This is a genomic window from Sphingobacterium thalpophilum, from assembly GCF_901482695.1.
Classification (GTDB): Bacteria; Bacteroidota; Bacteroidia; order Sphingobacteriales; family Sphingobacteriaceae; genus Sphingobacterium; species Sphingobacterium thalpophilum.
In genome coordinates this window covers 5,170,239-5,188,429 of record NZ_LR590484.1, presented here as the reverse complement: position 1 = coordinate 5,188,429, position 18,191 = coordinate 5,170,239, and the positions used below count along the sequence as shown (strand labels likewise).

The following is an 18,191-nucleotide window of genomic DNA, read 5'->3' as shown; positions in this document are numbered from 1 at the left end:
ATCTATTGGTTTGTTTGAGTAACCGCTTTTACCGGTGTATCTGCTGCTAAACGCAGTAAATTGGAGATGATGACGCTATCGCCGCTGGTTAAACCGGAGGTGACAATAGCCTCTGTTTCAGTTCGATTAGTAATGTTTACTGGGACCGGTTTTGCCTTTCCATTTTTGATAATGAAGGCATGGTAGCCATTTCCGTCCGGCATAAGTGCTTCTGTCGGGACCTTAATGCCTTTCGCTCCATGATCGCTTGTACCAAAGTAGATTTTAGCAGATAGGCCGGGACGCAATTTCCCATTGACGTTGCTCACAAGGGCCTGGGCTTGCAGGCTTCTACCTTCGGTATTCAGCCCTGGTTCGGTTGCAACTACTTTTGCTTCAAGTGGTTGATCGGAGAGTTCGGTGGTAAAGTGTACTTTAGTTCCCTTGTTGATCAGCTGAAAGTAGCGCTCCGGAATGGAGAAGTCCACTTTCAGATTTGTTTGGTCCTGTAAATCTACAAGTGCTGTACCGGGGATGACGTAGGCTCCGGTATGCACTTTTGAAATACCGATTCTTCCCGAAAATGGCGCTTTAATGACTGTCTTTGCGAGTTCTGCACGTAGTAGATCCTGCTGTGCAGCCAGCGACCGAAAACGCATAAGTGCTTCGTCGTACTCTTGCTGGTTTACCGTTTCATTGTTTAGAAGATTATGTAGACGATCCTTGTTGATCTGCGCCAGTTCGAGCTCGGCGTCGACCTGTTTGAGACGTGCGCGGATTTCGGTATCATTGAGTGTGTAAAGTGTAGTGCCGCGATCAACGTATGCGCCATCTTTGAAAGCCACATGGGTAATCCGCTGAGCAATTTCACTAACTATCGAGACTTCTTGATAGGGCATCAGCGAACCTATAGCGGTTTCGTGCTGCTGCAGCTCTTCTTCCTGTGCTGTTATTATATCAACAGGTAATTGTGCGGCTGCAGCATTTGGCGCAGGAGCGTCTCCCGACTTGTTGTCTGGTCTGCGCTGGCAGGTAACTAATAACATACCAAGGAGGGGAATCAGAAGCCTCGACTTGGATTTTGTCAATTCATATATCATAAACTCACTTTTTGATTTTAGTAATGGACGATTAAACGCCGTTATTATCATAGCTAGCCTCCTTTGGAGGCGGTTCTTTTTGCATAGTTTATAGCACCAAAAGTGCTAATTCCCTAGGAACAGCAAGTACGCAACTCCGCTCATCATTTGTAATATTTACTGGCGTGCGCGATCTCAAGACAGTTATGGACACGGTGGTCGATGTCCTAAATAACTGCCCTAACACTGGGTAACAGTTGCTGTTTTAACAATTTAAAATGACTGGACGTAAGGCCGGTATACTTTTTCAACTGATTGGATAAGTATGCCTGGCTGCTATACCCCATGGCATATGCAATTTGCGTCAAAGACATATCCGTGTATATGAGTAGTTCTTTCACTTTTTCAATTTTGCGATGAATGATATATTTCTCCAGTGTGATTTTTTCAACGGAAGAAAATAACGCGCTTAGACTGTCGTAATTCTTGTGAAAGGTGTCACTGATCAGTTTGGTGAATTTAGTCGGAGTTCCACTCTCTACCTGTAAATTGATGCCTTCCTCTACAAGTTCTTTTATCCGATTGACCATCCGCTGTCGCTTGTCGTAAATGAGGCCAAAACCATTGCTTTGCAGCATGTTTTTTAGCTTGTCCATTTTTTTCTGCACATTTTCGATGTCGTTTATAACAACCTGTCCCAATCTGATTTCCAACACTTCGAATCCCATGGCCACCATTTCTCCCTCAAGAACATAGGTACATCTGTCGCACACCATTCCTTTTATTAATAGAGTCGTAGTTCTCATAATGACTTATATAATTTTATAGGTTAAAATTCTGCATTTGAGCGAGATATGGCATTATGATATTCCGGGTTAGATTTATGATATTCCTTATATCCTTTTGTTCAAGACAACTTTAAATATTATAAAAACGCAGCGGAAAAGCGCATATTTCTTACCGGCGATAGGACGAATTTTGTAAGAGATAAGACAATAAAGTATGAGAAATAAGACAAATAAGGAACACCAGATCTGTAAGGTACTACAGGACTACCATGCTGGGAAAAGCGGAGTGGAGCTCTTCGAAGAATACGGTATTTATGGTGCCACTATTTTTGAGCTTAAAGAAAAGTATAAGGATGTGGCCATTGATATTCTGGCTGTTTTAGTTAATTTAAGCGAAGAAAATAGAAGATTAAAGTCCATGTATGCGGAGCTCTGCGTGCAACATTGCCGATTAAAAGAACTCCTTAATGAAGAATGCTGACAAAATATGTGTTACTGTAAAGTAACAGATACTTTGTCGTTGATAGGATAACTTTGACAGAGCAGTACAACTCCTGAGTTCAGGTCTAGGGGCGTTAGGGCGTCATGGCGTAACATATGCACCTCGCCTTCGGTCCTAACGGCCCAACAGGAGCCGCAGGTTCCGTTGTTGCAGGTACTGGATACCTTGATGTTATTTCCCCGAAGAGCATCTAATAGCGACTCCCCGGGTTTTACGGAAATGAGTGAAGTACATTCAAAAGTAACTATTTTATCATTATGACAGACTTGGTCATAATATCGTACAAGTACATCTTTGATCGTGTCGCCTGTTTGTTGTAAGGCCGCATTTTGAGGGGCTGGATGGAAGTGCTCAAAATGGATATTTTTCTCAGGAATTCTGAGGTTTTTGAGCACATTCTGGTATAACTCCATTAAAGCCATTGGGCCGCATATATAGAAATGTGCTTTAAGTGTTGGCACAAATTTTTTGATGAGTGATTGCAGAATGGGTACCGAAAATCTACCGCCAAGCTGATTGTTTTTTTGGGGAACATATTCCGGCGCTGTAAAAGAATAATACGTTTGTAGTTCTCGTGCCTCCTCCAAATCCGTAAGCTCATTGAAAAAAATGGTATCCTCCGGCGTTTTATTGCTGTAAAACAGTATCGGAATACTCGTTTTAGTATATGCGCTGCGCAACATGGCAAATAGTGGGGAAATGCCACTTCCACCCGCTAACAGAACAATAGGCTGCTGATCGATAACATGGCTATCTAAAACGAAATTTCCAAATGGCCCTTCGATGGCCCAATATTCAATGATGGAGGCGTTATCTACTATGTAGTTGCTCACGACGCCACCTTCAACCCGTTTGACGGTAATGGCGGGGTAGGGATCTGACGGGACTGAACAGAAAGAATATGGGCGGATAATGATTTCACTTCTTATGGTCAGTTTGATGTTTAAATATTGCCCCGGCAGATAGTGTATCTTATGCTGTCCAACATCAAAGTAGATGGTTAGTGCGTCTTTTGTCTGTCTGACAAGCTTGCGCGTGCGCCAGATATATTTCTTCATATACATTCGATTCATTGTGGCGGCAGTTAGCAACGAAGATTTCCTATCAACGCTTGTCCTTCCGTGTTACTGTTTTTGCCGTTTTTTAATCATATCAAGTTTGGCTTTTCGTATTCTCCTGAAGTGGCCAGATGGTAATCCCGTATAATTTAGAAGGAGCTTCGATAGTTCGGTTGCTCTGTTATAGCCCAATACCTTCGCTATCTGTACTATGGAATGTTCTGTGTACACAAGCAATTCTTTCGCTTTTTCGAGATTTTGTTGAATTTGGACAATCTCGAAGTCTGTTTGCTCTTTGTCTGGCGAAAACGGACGCCAGTTGGGACCACTATTTTTGAATTCATTTGATAACTGTACAGCACATCTGATGCACTTTCTAGAATCAAGCCGGATTTCCATTAGTCTGTCCGTTGTATGAGATAATTTTGTCATGACATCCAAAGATTATTTATGGGCTTATTCTCCGTTTAGTTTGGTTATATTCCTTTTTGCCGGAGATGGGTAAAACCTTGTAGAGTTCCGTCTCCGGCAAAAATTATCCGCAGCAACCGGTTGAACAGGTAGATGTTTTTGAACCGTTTCCACCATCAACTTTGTACCCAGCTTCTTCTATTGCAGCTATGACTTCGGCTTCGATCTCGTCGTTTTCAGGTGAAATAGTAAGGAAGCCCGCTTCTAGCTTTTCGATCCTGACGTTCTGAAGTTGTTGAATTACATTGCTGACCCTGGTCTGGCAATGTGTGCTTTGCATATCTGGTATGCTTAAAATTATATTTTTCATGTTAAATTTAATTTGTTATGCAAATATGTCTCTTTAATAGGATTGTGGTATTACGACATTCCGGTTAAATTTTGCGAAATTTCTATTCAGACAACACCTCATCGATGAACGACTAGCTTGCCTCGCATGTAGAGGTAATGGCCGGGGAATGAGCAAAGGAAATCATACGAGCCTGTTGGCGGAGCGACAAATTCCATTACGGTCGTCTCTCCGCCTCCGATCATGCCTGTCTTGGCGATCACGGCGTGTTCCATGGCCTTGGGGATATAATTATTGTCTTCCGCGTCTATTGCTGCATGTGCGAATGCATTAAAATCTGTTCCGCTTGCGAGAATGACTAGGTTATGCCCCATTGCGTCGACTGTAGCTTTCCCCACGTGCTTAAGAATAACCTTCACATGCTGCCCTTGTGCTACACCGATTTCCGTTTTGTCAAAACGCATGTTGTCATCAGCATGAATGATGATTTCCACTTCTTCATTGTTTGGAGCCTGCTTTACTGGATCTTCCATTTGGCCGGTGATCTTTTTGACTTTTTTCGTATCTGGAGAATAGTTACAGGCTGTAAAGATTATTGCTGGTAGCAGGAATAACAAGTTCTTCATTGGATAAACTGGTTTAATTTGCTTGAAAAGGGTTAATTAGTGCTTTGCAAAACTTTTAGAAATATTCAACCGTTTATTATCTGGAGTTTCAGGTCGTTTTATAAAGCCGCGATCTTGATGGTTATGATATTTTCCCAGCAATGCATCATAGAGTTGTTTGTCTTTTACGCTGATTGAATCTATCAACGATTTGTATCTCAGCGGCAGCGATTGAATACAGCTATAGTAATTGTTTAATATAAGATTCTTCTTGAAATAGATGATTCGAAGCAGATTGATCTCGGCCAGTGCATAGTTTTTATTTACATCTGGGGAAAGACTATTTGCCATTAAGTCATAACTTTTTTCTAATTCCTCGGAGACCACAAGCTCCAAAATCGTGTTTATTGTACCGAAAAAGCGAAAAAACCTGCTCTTCGAAAGCTTAGTCGCTACTAGGATATCGGAGACTTTCAGATGTTGAAGTCTTATTGACAGCAGCATACATCTTGTTACTTGCATAGACTTCCGTACAAGATTAGCGTTTTTATTATCATTTTTATTCATAAATTACCTATTCTAATTATTAGAAAACCGGATTGCTTGTCCTCTTATCGATACTTAAGAAAGGCATACTGCGACCGACGCGATAAAACAAGTGATCCGGAAGCACCGATTCGTGTTTATTGGAGAATTAACGCGCTTTACGTTTGTCTCCGGGCGGATTATAGTCGGGTAAGCTGGTCACGCGTACTGTATCAACGCCAGTAATATCCCATGTAATTGGAATCATAGTCATATATCCGCATTTTGGACACATATCGCCCTTTGTGCCTATCATTTCTTTATGGGAGGGACAGCCCATGATAAGGTTACCGGCCGCATCTATTAATTCGCCCTTGTCGTTTCTTTGAGCATTCTTTTTTGAGTTTATCTGGTGTGCATGATCATGTGTATGCGCATGGACGTCTGGACTAGTGTCTGTTTTCGTTGATGTATGTTGTTCCTGATTTTTGTGGGATTCGGAACTGTTGGAGCAGGAACTGACGATAAGGGCCAGCCAACCGAGTAAACAGATAGAGAATTTGTTTGTTTTCATTTCTTTGATCAAATTAGTTGAATATCAGTAGACCTTATATGTAATCTGATACCCAAAGTTCGCCAAAGCGGTAAAAATAGCCACTACATAATTATCGCTGAAAGTTGTAATATTTTATAGAGTGATATAATAAAAGTAGGCTTGGGGCAAATGGTTTTGGCATCTTTGCGAGAAATTGCTAACTTTAGACAAGCGCTTTATAGCTCATCTGGAAAATGGCAGCAGTGTGCCTGGGCTAAGGTGTAAAGCCAAGCCATTCTTGAATAAGTGAAAAATATAGTTAAATATTACCTTGCCTTAACTGCATTCTTATATGTACTATTGACCTCTTGTGACAACACGAGGTCAGATAAGTTGGCTGTTGAACAGACGTTTCAGCAGCAAGCTGCACCGATGGTAACAAAATCATATTTTCTGCATCACGAGATAAGGGACGTTGATTACAAAATATTTGTTAATGACGTTCTGATTGGACAATCGCATGAGAATAGAGGAATACCTGGCCCCTATAAATTGACTCCTTATCTTAAGCCTCAGGACATCCAAACGGTCAAAATCGTACTTGCCGCCAATACGATCCAGCCTGAACTGACAAATGCCGTGCTGCAAGAAATTAGCAAAAATGCAGGGGTGTATATGTTGCAAAACGATGATTACGCGAATATTACTGCTGTTGCAAGGTTTTTGTTTCCCAGCATTAAAAAACCAGTGACAACCTATGAGACGCAGTGGGAATTTAACACTGGATACAAGGCTAGCACTAGACCACCAGCTGATTAATGCCCAGCTTTCCGTTTGAATACTTTTAAATCAGAAAAACTTCCATCCTTAATATTCCATACATATTCGAATGCTATCGAGTAACTCTTGGACTGAACTCGCCAGCAGTACTTGCCTGCCTTGCCCATACTATAGTTAAAGAAGCCCAGCATAGCATTTTTTCCTATTTCCTGATAATCGCTGTTAAAAAGAGGCATTGCGTTAGCGCTGGAGAACAGGTGAAAGGCAACTTCATTAGGATGGATAATATAGGGCATCAGGGCGCGCTTTGTCGCTGGGTACTCGTGCAGCATCATATCTTTACATTGCTGCCATGTAGAATCCAATGGAACACCAGTTTCCAGATCGTCGAGTAGCTCGCGTTGTACCTTTAGGAAGCGGAACTGATTTTTTTGATAAAAATCGGCCAAGCTTTGTGCTACTGAATCTTGCGAAATATAGTATGGGAATCGTACGGGAAAATGTTCGGAATAGCTGTTCCAGCGGATCCTATCCATTTCCTGATAAAGTTTATCCAATTCGTATTTGCGCTTTTGGATAATATAAGGAAGCTTCAGAGGTAAATGTCCCGATTTGCTGGGTTTACTATATGCAATAGATCCCACCTGCATAGTGTTGAGATCTAAGTTGAACCGTAGACCGTATAACCTATTTATCGCCCAAATTTCCCAGACGTTTTTGCCGAGGTCATTTACAAATACTTGACTGCCAAAAGTATGTACGATCCCTGCTTGGCTTATTTCTACATTGTTCTGCTGATAAATCAAAGGCTGTGTTAAACCCATGATTACGCTGGTTATTTCCATCGGCTGGTAACATTGTAATAAGGATATCGTCGTGAACTTCCTGTCCTGTAACATGGCTGTTACCTCATTTTTTGCTAATGTGTCAAAGTTTAGGTTATGAAGGAAAGCTGGAGGGCTAGCTATATTCTGAAAATATGCCCTTCTAAGTCGTGTAAACTCTGCTTTTTCCCGATCAGCGTAGTCAATTATAGGGTCGAGTAAACTATAATGCTTTTCTACGGTTAATGTGGTATCGGTCAATTGATTTGACACCTCGGACAACAGGCGGAGGAAAGCGATCTTTGTATTTTTCCTATGCATTTCTAAAGCCTGATCGTAAATCTGTGCTTTCACATGTAGGGTAATAAAGAGCAGTAGGAGAACGAAGCTTGCGGCCGCTTTGTAATTATTCATAACACATTGCTAACAAAAATTGGGCCCATTCAGGTGGTTTTTCCATCATGCCAAAACAATTATCCGCCTGTCGGGGTTTTGTACAAAGACATCCTTATCGAAAACTTGAATGTATAGGCTTCATGAAAATTGCAACGTATAATATCAACGGCATAGGTAGCCGCCTCCCTGTATTGCTGCGCTGGCTCGAGGAAGAATCGCCAGATGTCGTTTGCCTTCAGGAACTGAAGGCACCACAACAGCGTTTCCCACTGGCAGAGATCAATAAGGCAGGATATCATGCGGTCTGGCATGGCCAGAAGAGCTGGAACGGCGTGGCCGTCTTGTCAAAAAGTGCCATTACGGAAGTATCACGGGAGCTGCCCGGGGATCCTGAGGACAGCCATAGCCGCTATCTGGAGGTCATGGTCGCAGGAGTTGTTGTCTGCTGCCTGTATCTTCCTAATGGGAATCCTTATCCGGGGCCTAAATTTGATTACAAGATGGCGTGGATAAAGCGTTTAACCGATCGCGCAAAAGTACTTCTTGAAATGAATGCACCTGCTATACTCATAGGCGACTTTAATATTATCCCGACGGCATTGGATACCTATAAACCCGAGAAATATGTGAATGATGCATTGTATAGGGTAGAGGTTAGGGAAGCCTTCGAGCAGCTTTTGGCGCAGGGCTGGCTGGATGCAATCCGGAAGCTCTTTCCCGGACAGGATGTCTATACATTTTGGGACTACTTCAGGCAGGCTTATAGCCGCAATGCGGGGCTGCGCATCGATCATATTTTACTAAGCCCTTTGTTGCAGCATAGATTAGCTGAAGGGGGAATTGACCGCAATGTGCGTAGTTGGGAGAAAACCAGTGATCATGCTCCTGTTTGGGTCCGGTTGACGAACTAAATTCTAGATAAATACTATAATTCCTTCGGGTAGCGTCCGGGAGAAGTTTCAACACGGTTCGAGACAGCTTCGGGACTGCCGAAGCTGTCTCGAAGCTGTCTCGAAGAGCGCTCGAAGGCGCAATTTTAAATATTAGTTTTTTACAAGAGCCGTTCAGGAACGAATAAGTGGAAGGGACTTTACGATCTATCATCCCACCTTATCCGGATGGTACCAGACCCTTTCACGATGAACTCCCCAGGAGACGTTGCCTTCACTTTTTGATAACTTGATGCAGTTTTCTGCTCAACTTGCAGGTTCCTTTTTCGCGCCGATAATTGGATTACTTTTATGTTGGAAGTCAGGCGGGGATCACCTTCGATGCGAAATGTTATCGTATTTTTACCATTTCTGATGGTACTGACCGGGTAATCAACAAATAGGATAAGGTCAGAGTTCTTGGTCCGGATATACTGCCTTGGAATAATTCCAAAAGCGAGGCCTGCACCATATACTTCCTGCCCCACCTCGCCGCTCTTTTCCCATCCATCGTGTATATCCTCCAACGGAATCCACAGGTCTTTTTGGACTTCTCCCGTTTTAGCCTTTTCAGCAATCATTTCTTTGGGGAGAAGTGCTGGGTAGTAGTATGCCAGCCGACCTAGGGCATATTTGATAAATTCAGGGATTAGAACTTTTAAAGAAGCTGGGATCTCCATATCTTTTGTGACTTCAAGGTAATGATGGAGGGCAGCGAACACCTCCAGCTCTTCATAAGCAGCTGTATACGGAGCATCATTTAGTGGAAATACAGAAAAAAAATAGGGGAAATGATGGCCATATCCATAATTGCAGTCCCATAGCTGACAATTTTTGAAAATGCCGGCAAGGCAGCGGTAACTAAGGTCCAGGTAATGTTGTTCATTGGTTACTTTGTAAAGTTCTGCTAGTGCACCTGCGGCAAAAGCGGTATTATTGGCTTGATAGAAGATGTCAAAAACAAGTCCATCCAAACTTTTCAGTGCTTTCCTTGCTTCGTTTAGATATTGTTTTTCACGAGTAAGCTGCCATGCCATTAACATTACATGTGCATAGGATCCGGGTACGTCTTTTTCACCGCCCTCGCCGGGAGAAGTTTCCGCTTTGAGGGCTTCGAGGGTTGTCATTTTATAGAAGACAGGCCAATGATAATCGAAGTGCTGAGCCACTTTAATCGCATAATCTATAGAATTGAGAAAAAGATCTTTTGCTGTGCTGTCGCCCCGCAATGCGAGACGGGCAAGGTTCAACAAAGGGTGGTGCAAATACCAGGAGTCCATGACCATTTCACGCTTCTGCTCCTCGGATTTGTCGAGCTGATCTTCCAACGCCGGCAACCAACGGACTATACTCTTAACTGTCTTGTCATAAAACGCGCTTAAACCCCGGTTGAGGTCATTATATAGGTGGTGCTCTCTGTCCTCCCAGATAAGATACTCCTGGAGGGGCAATAATACCGCAAGTTGTACCATGATTTCTGAAAGAGTCGCGTAATCGGCAACATAAGCATTGAGATACGGCACGCCGTCGGTCTGCGTCCAGCAGCCTTTGTTCGTGTATAGGTCTTCTAGTACTTTTTCTGCCGTTGGAAGCCAGTCGTGTTGCGCTGGAGCAGGTTTGGGAATTAGCAGGTATATGATAGCTAAGAAGTCTAAAAAATTAGCGGTAATCTGCTCCTCGCTATCTGGTATATCGGCGTCGAGCAAAACGAAGGCGTCAGAGATAATAAATTCTTTATCCTCGGGGAGCGCCGTCTGGGCATTGACAGGGAACTGGAACCCTATTTCGGGCCACTTACCGCCTACGGTCTCGCGAAGGGAAACCTCCGTTGCCTCGCAATAAGGCGACATCGCCGTAAGATTTTGTAAGTAAAAAACAGAACCCGTACGCGGCTTTGTCATACTGAAATAAAGCTGTCCGGATCTCGAACCTATTTGTTTGGCGTAAATGGTGCCACTTGTGTTTTCTACCCGACCGCCTTTGGTTAGGGGGACAATATCCCGGGGCCAAAAAGGAATCAGCATTGGAAATTTGGCCCGAAATGAGGTTGTATAACGAAAGACTGTTTCTGTGCTTTCCGGTAGAAAGAGTACAACACGGTAAGCGCCTAACCTGGTTGAGACGGTCAGCAGCGTCTCGCGCCCCGCTTCGGTAACAGAGACCTTTCCAAACTGGCTATTCATGCCGAAAGCGAGTCGGAACGCTATTTGGCCCCCATCGGGCCATTCAGCTACCAGCCATAGCGAATCACCTGTGTTGTATAGTTTGAGCACATAAGCATTTAGCCTTATCATAAAAAACGGTTCGCTGGAAGCGATATCCTCTTGGACAGTTGTTGTCCACGGTGTGACTGTGGTTATCATGGTTTTGTGACTGAAATATTGTTATACAATGAATGACTGTGTCGGGTTGTTGGTTTTAAATTTTTAAGGGATTTGTCATTAGTACGGTGAGATCAAGTATTAATCCTTAATATATCTGATACAAGGTTTAATCAAACTTTTCAAAAACAGGTTTTGTTCTCCCATCAGTAGAGCTGATATACACTGGTATATAAGTTATTTGTGAATAAAATAGAGTTTTGACTATGAATTTAATAAGTAAAAACATGCTTGGCGGACTCGTCGGCGCCGCTGCACTCAATCTTATACATTCAGTTGCAAAGAGGCTGGACCCGCAAGCACCTGAGGTTGATAAAGTCGGAGAAGAGGCAATGGTGAAAACCGTTCGTGCTGCCGGTTACGTTGCTCCAAAAGGAAATGCACTTATTGCTGCTACCTTTGGTGCCGATGTAGCGTCAAATGCAATGCTTTATACGCTGATTGGCTATGGCGGGGAAAGGCATATTTTACTGCGGGGAGCTCTTTTGGGGGCTGTCGTTGGCCTGGCTACATTAACTGTTCCCGGGCAAGCGGGGTTGGACGATCATCCAATTAAAAAGAGTCCACGCACAAGATTTATGACGGTGGCCTGGTACGTCATGGGTGGACTTGCTGCAGCGGGTGCTATCAAAGTGCTGAAAAATAGATAAATCGAATTGCCGTTATGATCCAAAAAATTCAAGGGATATATTATTGCCTCACGGGAATATGGCCAGTGATTCATATCAGTAGTTTTATGGCAGTTACAGGACCTAAAACGGATCTATGGCTTGTGAAGATGGTGGGCCTGTTATCGTTAGCTATCGGTCTTAGCCGTCACTAAATTAATTTAAGCTTCACTTTCCATAGAACCTACGGATTATCAAATAAGTGAATACACAAAAATGCCCGGCAGGCCGGGCATTTTTGTTTAAGATGCGGACTCGTTCACGCCTGACATGGCGATTTCCGTCAATAAGGTATCGGTTTGTTTTTCTTCGTCCAGTGTTTGCTGTAGCAGCTGTTCAGCTTCGGTATGTTCCATCAGCTTCGCGTAGGTGACTAAGCAGCCATAGCTTGCTATTTCGTAGTGTTCTACTTTCTGTGCAGCAGAGATAAGCGCAGCATCCAATGCAGGGTCGCCCTCGAAGCTCTCGATAATCTCGTCCGCTTCACTTAATAAGCCTTCCATCGCTTTACATTTTTTACCTCGAGCTGTCATGCCTAAGGACTGAAACACCTCTTTTAGGCGGTCGATCTGTCCTTCAGTTTGAGCGAGATGCTCCTGGAAAGCCTGTTTAAGTTCGTCGGTTTCCGCAGCTTTGCTCATTTTCTTTAGCCCTTGCAGTAGCTGTTTTTCGGCACCAAGGATATCTTTTAGTTCGTCCACGAATAACTCATGTAGATGCGCATTAGGCATCTCTTGGTTGTTTTGATTTGATGTTGCCATAACTTTGATTTTTCTAAAAGAACAGTGCTGAAAAGTCGATCGTTTGAACTTTATGAAATTAAAAATACGACAGGGAAAGAGATCAAATAGAAAAGGCAGACCGTTCTTTGATCTGCCTTTTCGGGTAAGTAATCGGGCTCGAACCGACGACCCCTAGAACCACAATCTAGTGCTCTAACCAACTGAGCTATACCTACCGTGATTTTGATGTCACAAAAGTAGTATTATACGCCATATGTTCCAAATGTTTTTTAAACTTTTTAACTAAACGATTGTCTATCAAATGGTATATTTTTTGTCAGTGTAGGCAAGGAGGGGGCATTTGGATCTTACGTAATATTTATAAGACTAAAACTGCTGAAACCTGACCTTGGTCTACAATTTGTATCGTATTGTTTATGGGAAAATTTTTAAAATTTGTAATCGTTGTGGCCATTTTGGCAGTAGGTGGTTGGTTTGTATATCAAAAATATGCGAGTGGGCCACGGGTAGAAAGTAAACATCAGCTACTTGTTGACCGCATTGAGGCCATGGGAAAGCTGGAATTGGTTAAGTATCGGTATAGTGATGTAGTGGAGCATAAAAATATCAGCACGTTTCTGCCCGAAGCAAGCGTGTTACTGATTGTCAAAGCGGACGCAGTCGGCTGTATTAATTTGAGCAAGGTAGCTCCGGAAGACATACAGGTAACAGGGGATTCGGTTTCCATTAAATTACCTGCTCCGGAGATTTGTTACATCAAAATAGACCATGAAGCCTCCAAAGTTTACGACACGAAAATGGCATTTCTTAGGGAAGCTGAACTCGTAGATGAAGCGTATAAAGCTGCCGAGAAAGCAGTGGCTGATGATGTTAAAAAGTCCGATATCTTGTCTCAGACCAGAGCTAATGCAATTACTGTATTTCGTCCGCTTTTACAGGGGCTTGGCTTTCCGAAAGTACATTTGACTTTCGAGTAGTAGCAGCTGTGAAAGTCCTCGGCACAAATAGTTTACAGAGACGTAGAGCAGGCTTAGAAAATCTAACCAATCGAATTGGCCTGTTTAAAGTAGATAAAAGGAAATTGCGAAAATCAAAAATAGGGCTGCCCATTAGTTGGACAGCCCTTTTCTACAATAAATCTAATCTCTGCCATCTCACGACGCGAGAGAATCATAATTATGCTATTATCAAGTGGTGAACATTGGTCGAAGGCTATTCGTTTGATTTATTTGACGATGTATCGGGCTGTGGAGTCGGAGGGATTTCTCCCCGGGATTCACTGGATGTAGTATCCCGATATTGTATGGTAGTAGTATCATTTTCAACAGAATCGCGCATTAACTCCCTTGATTTCTCGTCCTCGGACTGTGTTCCGTTGCATGCCGACGCCATCAGGGCGGCACACGTCAAAATTGTCATTAGTTTCCTGTTCATAGTTTCGTTATTTTATTATTAAGTGTGCTTAATTGCAGCTATATCTTGGGTAGAACGCCGCATAAGGCAAAACTGTTGTTATTTTTTGACTTTTTCGCTGCCGCTTAATGTTCTTGAATAAGCATAATACTTGTACTTTATTGACAGTTACCTTTTTGTAAAAAACTTTTTACCTGTGGGGGCTGTTCCTAGAGGGATAGACGATTAAGTACATAAAAACGAAGAAGATATGATTCAGTTAATGCTCGTAGACGATCATCATTTGGTCCGGAATGGTTTCCGCCTGATTTTGGAGTCGCAGCCTGATATGGCAGTACTGGCTGATGTGGAAAGTGGTGACGCAGCGCTGCATTTATTGGCACAGCATCAGCAGCCGGATGTACTACTGACAGATATTCATATGGATGAGATGAACGGAATTAAGCTTATCGAACTTGTAAGAGAAAAGTATCCGGGCATCAAAGTTATGGCTCTGTCAATGGTAGATGATATTCATACTGTATTCGAAGTGCTTCATGTCGGCGGACGCGGTTATCTCGTGAAGGACAGTTCCTGCGACGAGGTGCTCTTCGGAATCCGGCAGGTCGCCAATGGAGAGAAGTACATCAGTGTGTCTTTGGGGATTTCTTGTATCAACAATTATAAGCAGTATACCGACAGTATACCCGACCGAAATTATATCCTCTCAAAATATGATATTTCTGAGCGTGAACTGTCCGTACTTGAACTCATTGCCGAAGGTTATACTAACGCGGAAATTGCGGACAGGATATTTCTGAGCAAACGCACTGTTGAGGGACATAGACAGCGTTTAATAGAGAAAACTCGTACCAAAAATACCGCAGGTCTTGTCCGCTTTGGTTTTCATAACATGCTTTTACACTAATAAATAATAAGATATGGCAACAAAGAACGAAAATAGACTGGTCGGACGAGAGATGGAAAAAAAGAAGAAGACCAAATTAGGTGTCGACGGCGAAAGCCTCCGGGATGTCGACCAAAAAGACAAGGGAGATGCCGAGGCTGGGGTAGATCCTCAAGCAGAGCAATTGAATGATATGCCAAATGATCCCACTGATCGTCCAAAAGAAAAAAGAGAATAAACAAAAATGACCCGCATTTTGCGGGCCATTCTTTTCAGCCTATTTTTGATTACTGTAGCACATAACTTATTTTTTTTCCTGTTTTCCGATCGCTTTAATCAATTCATCTTTCGTCATGTCATGCCGCCCAGTAATCTGTAGTTTTTTTGCCACCTCCAGGAGCTCAGTTTTTGTCTTATCGGCATGTGCTTCCTGCATGCCCTTACGGGACGAGGTATTGTTTCCATTTCCTTTTTCTTTGTTCATGCTACCTCCGCCTGACTGGCTTTTGTTGGCGGTGCTGGATTTACTTTTTGTTGTGTTCATAGTATGTTGATTTATCATGTTATTGATTAGTGAACCTTATATATCTCTCAAAAGTTGACCGTCTAAATACGGGAATCAATTGTAGTATTACGTGCGATAACAACTTAGAGTTTCGAGAATACTTTAATAATTGCCTTGTTAAAGGCCGGCAGGTCCTCCGGTGTACGGCTGGTGATCAGCCCATCGTCCACGACGACCTCGCTATCTTCCCAATTTGCTCCCGCGTTTATTAGATCCACTTTAATGGCTTCCACGGATGTCATCTTCTTGTCGCGCACTAGATCGGCATTGATCAGTAACTGCGGCCCATGGCATATTGCAGCAATAGGTTTGTCGCGTTCCCAGAACGCATTGACCAACGCAATGGCTGTCTTGTTGGTCCGAAGTTTATCAGGATTAATAACACCGCCAGGCAGCAACAGCGCATCATATTTATCTTCCTCTGCTTCTTGCAGGTCCACATCTACTGAATAGTTTTTGGACCATTCGTCACCGTTTTTGGACCGTACCTGTCCTTTTGAGGGTGAAATAATTGCTGTTTTGGCGCCGGCGTGTTCAAGCGCTTCTTTAGGACTGCTGAGCTCTATTTCTTCAAATCCGTCTGCCACTAATATGGCGATCCGTTTGTTTTTCAATTTTTCCATATTACGATTATGTTTGTGTCGGCTATGAGTTGAACTGTTCTGTGGATATTATCGTTTGAAGGAATATGAAATTTGGGTCAAAGCGCGCAAACTCTTTGGGATTGAGCGCTGTCCCCTTCATAAAACGAATATATGTTTAAAATCGCTGTTTTCAGGGCGCTACAACTAGGGGATATACTTTGCTCGATGCCCGCAGTTGCCGCATTAAAATATAATTATCCACAGGCGCAGCTTTACTTTATCGGGCTTCCTCATATGCGCCCGTTGATCGAACGTTTTGGTTTTATCGACTTCTTTGTTGATTTTCCAGGGCATCCCGCGCTTCCCGAAATTGCCTGTGACGAGCAGGAGCTTGAAAAATTTGTTTGCCAGATGCAAATTGAGCAATTTGATCTATTGCTGCAAATGCACGGCAATGGTACAGTCGTTAATGATTTTCTGACAGGTTTGCGTGCAAAGCGTCTGGTCGGCTTTCAGCCCTCTGACCATAGCAGTCAGGACTGGTTAGCCTATCCAACGCATCTTCATGAAGTGGACCGGCATCTGGAGCTGATACGTTTTTTGGGTTTGGAGATCCAAAATTGTTCCCTATTCTATCCGCTTTTTGAAAGCGACTGGAATGCGTATCACAGCATAAGGTCACGAATATCGCCTCCATTTGTTATTGTACATGTAGGCAGCCGCGATGCCCGGCGGCGCTGGCCTATAGCCAATTTTGCTTATTTGGCGAAATTGTTACTGGAAAAGAAATATCAGGTGGTTCTCACAGGAGTCGCTATTGAGCAGCCGCTTGTGGACGAATTGCTTGATCATTTAGATGGAAGGGCCGTTTCGCTATGTGGTCAACTTGGACTTGGAACTCTTGGCTGTCTAGTGAAGGAGGCGAGTCTGTTATTATGCAATTGCACGGGCATTTCCCATATTGCTGCAGGCTTAGCCACGAAAAGCATTGTGCTGAGCATGGACGGTGAGCCCCAGCGTTGGGGCCCTAAGAATAAAGCTCTTCACAAAACCTATGATGCCCGTGGGGCTATTAATCTTGAAATGCTTTCAAGGGAAATCAATTTACTGCTAGAGCACCGTCCGCCCGCCGATTCTGCTGTTCAAGCAGGAAGCCAAGCTTCTTCATAATCACGGAGACACGCAGTGCGGCCGTCTTGGCCGGACTATGCTTTTTATCGACAAAGATGTTAATTGTGTTTTTCGATTGCATCGTCGCTGGTATCGGATATAATATAAAGTCCGAATTTTGAGACCAGGGGATATGCTGAGGATTGGTCTGCGCATACAATACCAGAATTGTTTTTTTCAGCGCGCAAGCGATATGTGCCACGCCAGTATTCACACTGACCACGGCATCGCTGTCTGAGATCAGAAGCAGCAACTGTTTTATATCCGTAACGCCAATGAGATTAATAAGCTGTTCTGAGCGGATGTCGCTACGGCAGGACCGTAAGTAATCATTATCTTCTTTTCCGGCCATGACGACCTGATGCCCTTGGTTTAGTAGTTCTTGAATCAGCTCTTTTCCGACGTTAGCAGGAATGCGTCGCTTTTCTTCGGAGACATCAAGATTCAGCAAGATACGTTGGTTGAACGCAGCTGGAAGTGTCAATGTTTCGCTTTTAGAAGGCAGTATCAGTTCAGGAAGCCGGTTCAGATTATGTGATATGCCGACATGTCCCAAAAGGGCGAGGTCGCGACTGATTTGGTGCTGTACATAAAATAGCGGCTCTTTGTCCGGTATCCAATCCGTTAAGAGCGTGTAGGGGTTTTCCCTTAAGTATGCCGCGCGTTTTGGTATTCCCGCCAGGTATGCCAGCATAATAGCTGGCATGGGGTTTTGTGAGTAGACATTAAAGATTAAGCAACCATCGAATTTGCGTCTTCTGAGCTCGGCAACCAGCGATTCGGTATGGGAAACGTCAGCACGGTCAAGCAACTTCATCCATGGAGCATCGTATTGAATAGATTCGTCCACAGTACCAAGATACGGGACTATGGGTAGCGCCATGGCTGAAGTTAGCAGTGTGATTTTGCATTGAGGCATCTGTAGCTTGATTTCCTGAAGTGCAGCGTTGGTCATGATGAGGTCGCCCATATTATCAAGCCGTATGACCAATAAATTTTTACAGTCCTTCCATTTGCTCAT

Annotated in this window: 22 protein-coding genes and 1 tRNA gene; 8 read left to right on the top strand and 15 right to left on the bottom strand. The window is 43.4% G+C overall.

What is annotated here, in order from left to right; translation table 11 throughout:
• Positions 1 to 2: 2 nt before the first annotated feature.
• Together FGL37_RS21935 and FGL37_RS21930 are read right to left on the bottom strand one after the other, a co-directional pair.
• The gene (locus tag FGL37_RS21935; RefSeq protein WP_028070245.1) at positions 3 to 1,079 is read right to left on the bottom strand and encodes an efflux RND transporter periplasmic adaptor subunit; all 1,077 of its coding nucleotides are present in this window, start codon (positions 1,077 to 1,079) and stop codon (positions 3 to 5) included.
• Positions 1,080 to 1,285: 206 nt separating this feature from the next.
• Positions 1,286 to 1,864: a helix-turn-helix domain-containing protein gene (locus FGL37_RS21930; protein ID WP_028070246.1), complete on the bottom strand. Its 579-nt coding sequence runs from the start codon at positions 1,862 to 1,864 to the stop codon at positions 1,286 to 1,288.
• A 196-nt stretch (positions 1,865 to 2,060) separates the two neighbouring features.
• Here FGL37_RS21930 and FGL37_RS21925 point away from each other — a divergent pair, with 196 nt between their 5' ends.
• Positions 2,061 to 2,327 (top strand): hypothetical protein, encoded by a 267-nt coding sequence (locus FGL37_RS21925; RefSeq protein WP_028070247.1) that lies wholly within the window; start codon positions 2,061 to 2,063, stop codon positions 2,325 to 2,327.
• 11 nt (positions 2,328 to 2,338) lie between these two features.
• Here the strand turns inward: FGL37_RS21925 and FGL37_RS21920 are convergent, their stop codons facing one another.
• The 5 genes from FGL37_RS21920 to FGL37_RS21900 all read right to left on the bottom strand — a co-directional run bounded on the left by FGL37_RS21920 (position 2,339) and on the right by FGL37_RS21900 (position 5,870).
• On the bottom strand, positions 2,339 to 3,406 hold the full coding sequence (locus tag FGL37_RS21920; protein ID WP_160169495.1) for a flavin reductase family protein: 1,068 nt from the start codon (positions 3,404 to 3,406) through the stop codon (positions 2,339 to 2,341).
• A gap of 535 nt (positions 3,407 to 3,941) precedes the next feature.
• Positions 3,942 to 4,187: a heavy-metal-associated domain-containing protein gene (locus FGL37_RS21915; RefSeq protein ID WP_051606962.1), complete on the bottom strand. Its 246-nt coding sequence runs from the start codon at positions 4,185 to 4,187 to the stop codon at positions 3,942 to 3,944.
• 98 nt (positions 4,188 to 4,285) lie between these two features.
• On the bottom strand, positions 4,286 to 4,792 hold the full coding sequence (locus FGL37_RS21910) for a plastocyanin/azurin family copper-binding protein (RefSeq protein ID WP_037533505.1): 507 nt from the start codon (positions 4,790 to 4,792) through the stop codon (positions 4,286 to 4,288).
• 36 nt (positions 4,793 to 4,828) lie between these two features.
• A complete protein-coding gene (locus tag FGL37_RS21905) occupies positions 4,829 to 5,338 on the bottom strand; it encodes a hypothetical protein (protein ID WP_028070250.1) in 510 nt (169 codons plus the stop codon).
• A 127-nt stretch (positions 5,339 to 5,465) separates the two neighbouring features.
• On the bottom strand, positions 5,466 to 5,870 hold the full coding sequence (locus FGL37_RS21900) for a hypothetical protein (RefSeq protein ID WP_028070251.1): 405 nt from the start codon (positions 5,868 to 5,870) through the stop codon (positions 5,466 to 5,468).
• A gap of 267 nt (positions 5,871 to 6,137) precedes the next feature.
• On the opposite strand from FGL37_RS21900, the gene FGL37_RS21895 reads away from it, so the two are divergent.
• A complete protein-coding gene (locus FGL37_RS21895; protein ID WP_138097028.1) occupies positions 6,138 to 6,650 on the top strand; it encodes a hypothetical protein in 513 nt (170 codons plus the stop codon).
• Here the strand turns inward: FGL37_RS21895 and FGL37_RS21890 are convergent.
• Positions 6,647 to 7,849, bottom strand: coding sequence for a hypothetical protein (locus tag FGL37_RS21890; RefSeq protein ID WP_028070253.1), 1,203 nt, complete (start codon positions 7,847 to 7,849; stop codon positions 6,647 to 6,649). The two genes, FGL37_RS21895 and FGL37_RS21890, sit on opposite strands and share 4 nt — an antisense overlap.
• Before the next feature lie 122 nt (positions 7,850 to 7,971).
• Between FGL37_RS21890 and xth the strand changes: the two genes are divergently transcribed.
• The gene (gene xth, locus FGL37_RS21885) at positions 7,972 to 8,742 is read left to right on the top strand and encodes an exodeoxyribonuclease III (RefSeq protein WP_028070254.1); all 771 of its coding nucleotides are present in this window, start codon (positions 7,972 to 7,974) and stop codon (positions 8,740 to 8,742) included.
• Between the two features lie 179 nt (positions 8,743 to 8,921).
• Here xth and FGL37_RS21880 read toward each other — a convergent pair whose 3' ends face one another.
• On the bottom strand, positions 8,922 to 11,123 hold the full coding sequence (locus tag FGL37_RS21880; protein WP_037533508.1) for a hypothetical protein: 2,202 nt from the start codon (positions 11,121 to 11,123) through the stop codon (positions 8,922 to 8,924).
• Positions 11,124 to 11,347: 224 nt separating this feature from the next.
• On the opposite strand from FGL37_RS21880, the gene FGL37_RS21875 reads away from it, so the two are divergent.
• Positions 11,348 to 11,791 carry a hypothetical protein gene (locus FGL37_RS21875; RefSeq protein WP_037533511.1) on the top strand — a complete coding sequence of 148 codons (444 nt, stop codon included), beginning with the start codon at positions 11,348 to 11,350 and terminating at the stop codon, positions 11,789 to 11,791.
• Positions 11,792 to 12,051: 260 nt separating this feature from the next.
• Here the strand turns inward: FGL37_RS21875 and FGL37_RS21870 are convergent, their stop codons facing one another.
• Together FGL37_RS21870 and FGL37_RS21865 are read right to left on the bottom strand one after the other, a co-directional pair.
• Positions 12,052 to 12,570, bottom strand: a complete 519-nt coding sequence (locus FGL37_RS21870; RefSeq protein ID WP_081817886.1) for a YciE/YciF ferroxidase family protein — start codon at positions 12,568 to 12,570, stop codon at positions 12,052 to 12,054.
• A gap of 123 nt (positions 12,571 to 12,693) precedes the next feature.
• Positions 12,694 to 12,767: transfer RNA gene (locus FGL37_RS21865), tRNA-His, on the bottom strand.
• A gap of 201 nt (positions 12,768 to 12,968) precedes the next feature.
• Between FGL37_RS21865 and FGL37_RS21860 the strand changes: the two genes are divergently transcribed.
• On the top strand, positions 12,969 to 13,529 hold the full coding sequence (locus FGL37_RS21860) for a DUF4230 domain-containing protein (protein WP_028070257.1): 561 nt from the start codon (positions 12,969 to 12,971) through the stop codon (positions 13,527 to 13,529).
• Between the two features lie 235 nt (positions 13,530 to 13,764).
• Here the strand turns inward: FGL37_RS21860 and FGL37_RS21855 are convergent, their stop codons facing one another.
• Positions 13,765 to 13,986 carry a hypothetical protein gene (locus tag FGL37_RS21855; protein WP_138097026.1) on the bottom strand — a complete coding sequence of 74 codons (222 nt, stop codon included), beginning with the start codon at positions 13,984 to 13,986 and terminating at the stop codon, positions 13,765 to 13,767.
• 229 nt (positions 13,987 to 14,215) lie between these two features.
• Here FGL37_RS21855 and FGL37_RS21850 point away from each other — a divergent pair, with 229 nt between their 5' ends.
• Both FGL37_RS21850 and FGL37_RS21845 read left to right on the top strand, forming a co-directional pair.
• Entirely contained in the window at positions 14,216 to 14,872 is a 657-nt protein-coding gene (locus FGL37_RS21850) for a response regulator transcription factor (RefSeq protein WP_028070258.1), read from the top strand.
• Between the two features lie 13 nt (positions 14,873 to 14,885).
• Complete coding sequence (locus FGL37_RS21845) at positions 14,886 to 15,089, top strand: hypothetical protein (protein WP_028070259.1); 204 nt, start codon at positions 14,886 to 14,888, stop codon at positions 15,087 to 15,089.
• A 66-nt stretch (positions 15,090 to 15,155) separates the two neighbouring features.
• Here the strand turns inward: FGL37_RS21845 and FGL37_RS21840 are convergent, their stop codons facing one another.
• Together FGL37_RS21840 and FGL37_RS21835 are read right to left on the bottom strand one after the other, a co-directional pair.
• A complete protein-coding gene (locus tag FGL37_RS21840; RefSeq protein WP_197734501.1) occupies positions 15,156 to 15,395 on the bottom strand; it encodes a Rho termination factor N-terminal domain-containing protein in 240 nt (79 codons plus the stop codon).
• 104 nt (positions 15,396 to 15,499) lie between these two features.
• Positions 15,500 to 16,039 (bottom strand): type 1 glutamine amidotransferase domain-containing protein, encoded by a 540-nt coding sequence (locus FGL37_RS21835; protein ID WP_028070260.1) that lies wholly within the window; start codon positions 16,037 to 16,039, stop codon positions 15,500 to 15,502.
• A gap of 132 nt (positions 16,040 to 16,171) precedes the next feature.
• On the opposite strand from FGL37_RS21835, the gene FGL37_RS21830 reads away from it, so the two are divergent.
• Positions 16,172 to 17,170: a glycosyltransferase family 9 protein gene (locus FGL37_RS21830; protein WP_081817887.1), complete on the top strand. Its 999-nt coding sequence runs from the start codon at positions 16,172 to 16,174 to the stop codon at positions 17,168 to 17,170.
• Here the strand turns inward: FGL37_RS21830 and FGL37_RS21825 are convergent.
• On the bottom strand, positions 17,100 to 18,191 hold the full coding sequence (locus FGL37_RS21825) for a glycosyltransferase family 9 protein (protein ID WP_051606965.1): 1,092 nt from the start codon (positions 18,189 to 18,191) through the stop codon (positions 17,100 to 17,102). The genes FGL37_RS21830 and FGL37_RS21825 overlap by 71 nt on opposite strands.

What these genes read in the sequence shown, in the direction of transcription:
- FGL37_RS21845 (WP_028070259.1), top strand. Translation starts at nt 14,886, where the DNA reads ATGGCAACAAAGAACGAAAATAGACTGGTCGGACGAGAGATGGAAAAA.
- FGL37_RS21855 (WP_138097026.1), bottom strand. Translation starts at nt 13,986, where the DNA reads ATGAACAGGAAACTAATGACAATTTTGACGTGTGCCGCCCTGATGGCG.
- FGL37_RS21915 (WP_051606962.1), bottom strand. Translation starts at nt 4,187, where the DNA reads ATGAAAAATATAATTTTAAGCATACCAGATATGCAAAGCACACATTGC.
- FGL37_RS21930 (WP_028070246.1), bottom strand. Translation starts at nt 1,864, where the DNA reads ATGAGAACTACGACTCTATTAATAAAAGGAATGGTGTGCGACAGATGT.
- FGL37_RS21860 (WP_028070257.1), top strand. Translation starts at nt 12,969, where the DNA reads ATGGGAAAATTTTTAAAATTTGTAATCGTTGTGGCCATTTTGGCAGTA.
- FGL37_RS21925 (WP_028070247.1), top strand. Translation starts at nt 2,061, where the DNA reads ATGAGAAATAAGACAAATAAGGAACACCAGATCTGTAAGGTACTACAG.
- FGL37_RS21835 (WP_028070260.1), bottom strand. Translation starts at nt 16,039, where the DNA reads ATGGAAAAATTGAAAAACAAACGGATCGCCATATTAGTGGCAGACGGA.
- xth (WP_028070254.1), top strand. Translation starts at nt 7,972, where the DNA reads ATGAAAATTGCAACGTATAATATCAACGGCATAGGTAGCCGCCTCCCT.
- FGL37_RS21840 (WP_197734501.1), bottom strand. Translation starts at nt 15,395, where the DNA reads ATGAACACAACAAAAAGTAAATCCAGCACCGCCAACAAAAGCCAGTCA.
- FGL37_RS21935 (WP_028070245.1), bottom strand. Translation starts at nt 1,079, where the DNA reads ATGATATATGAATTGACAAAATCCAAGTCGAGGCTTCTGATTCCCCTC.
- FGL37_RS21875 (WP_037533511.1), top strand. Translation starts at nt 11,348, where the DNA reads ATGAATTTAATAAGTAAAAACATGCTTGGCGGACTCGTCGGCGCCGCT.
- FGL37_RS21880 (WP_037533508.1), bottom strand. Translation starts at nt 11,123, where the DNA reads ATGATAACCACAGTCACACCGTGGACAACAACTGTCCAAGAGGATATC.
- FGL37_RS21825 (WP_051606965.1), bottom strand. Translation starts at nt 18,191, where the DNA reads ATGAGCAAATGGAAGGACTGTAAAAATTTATTGGTCATACGGCTTGAT.
- FGL37_RS21900 (WP_028070251.1), bottom strand. Translation starts at nt 5,870, where the DNA reads ATGAAAACAAACAAATTCTCTATCTGTTTACTCGGTTGGCTGGCCCTT.
- FGL37_RS21920 (WP_160169495.1), bottom strand. Translation starts at nt 3,406, where the DNA reads ATGAAGAAATATATCTGGCGCACGCGCAAGCTTGTCAGACAGACAAAA.
- FGL37_RS21910 (WP_037533505.1), bottom strand. Translation starts at nt 4,792, where the DNA reads ATGAAGAACTTGTTATTCCTGCTACCAGCAATAATCTTTACAGCCTGT.
- FGL37_RS21890 (WP_028070253.1), bottom strand. Translation starts at nt 7,849, where the DNA reads ATGAATAATTACAAAGCGGCCGCAAGCTTCGTTCTCCTACTGCTCTTT.
- FGL37_RS21870 (WP_081817886.1), bottom strand. Translation starts at nt 12,570, where the DNA reads ATGGCAACATCAAATCAAAACAACCAAGAGATGCCTAATGCGCATCTA.
- FGL37_RS21830 (WP_081817887.1), top strand. Translation starts at nt 16,172, where the DNA reads ATGTTTAAAATCGCTGTTTTCAGGGCGCTACAACTAGGGGATATACTT.
- FGL37_RS21850 (WP_028070258.1), top strand. Translation starts at nt 14,216, where the DNA reads ATGATTCAGTTAATGCTCGTAGACGATCATCATTTGGTCCGGAATGGT.
- FGL37_RS21905 (WP_028070250.1), bottom strand. Translation starts at nt 5,338, where the DNA reads ATGAATAAAAATGATAATAAAAACGCTAATCTTGTACGGAAGTCTATG.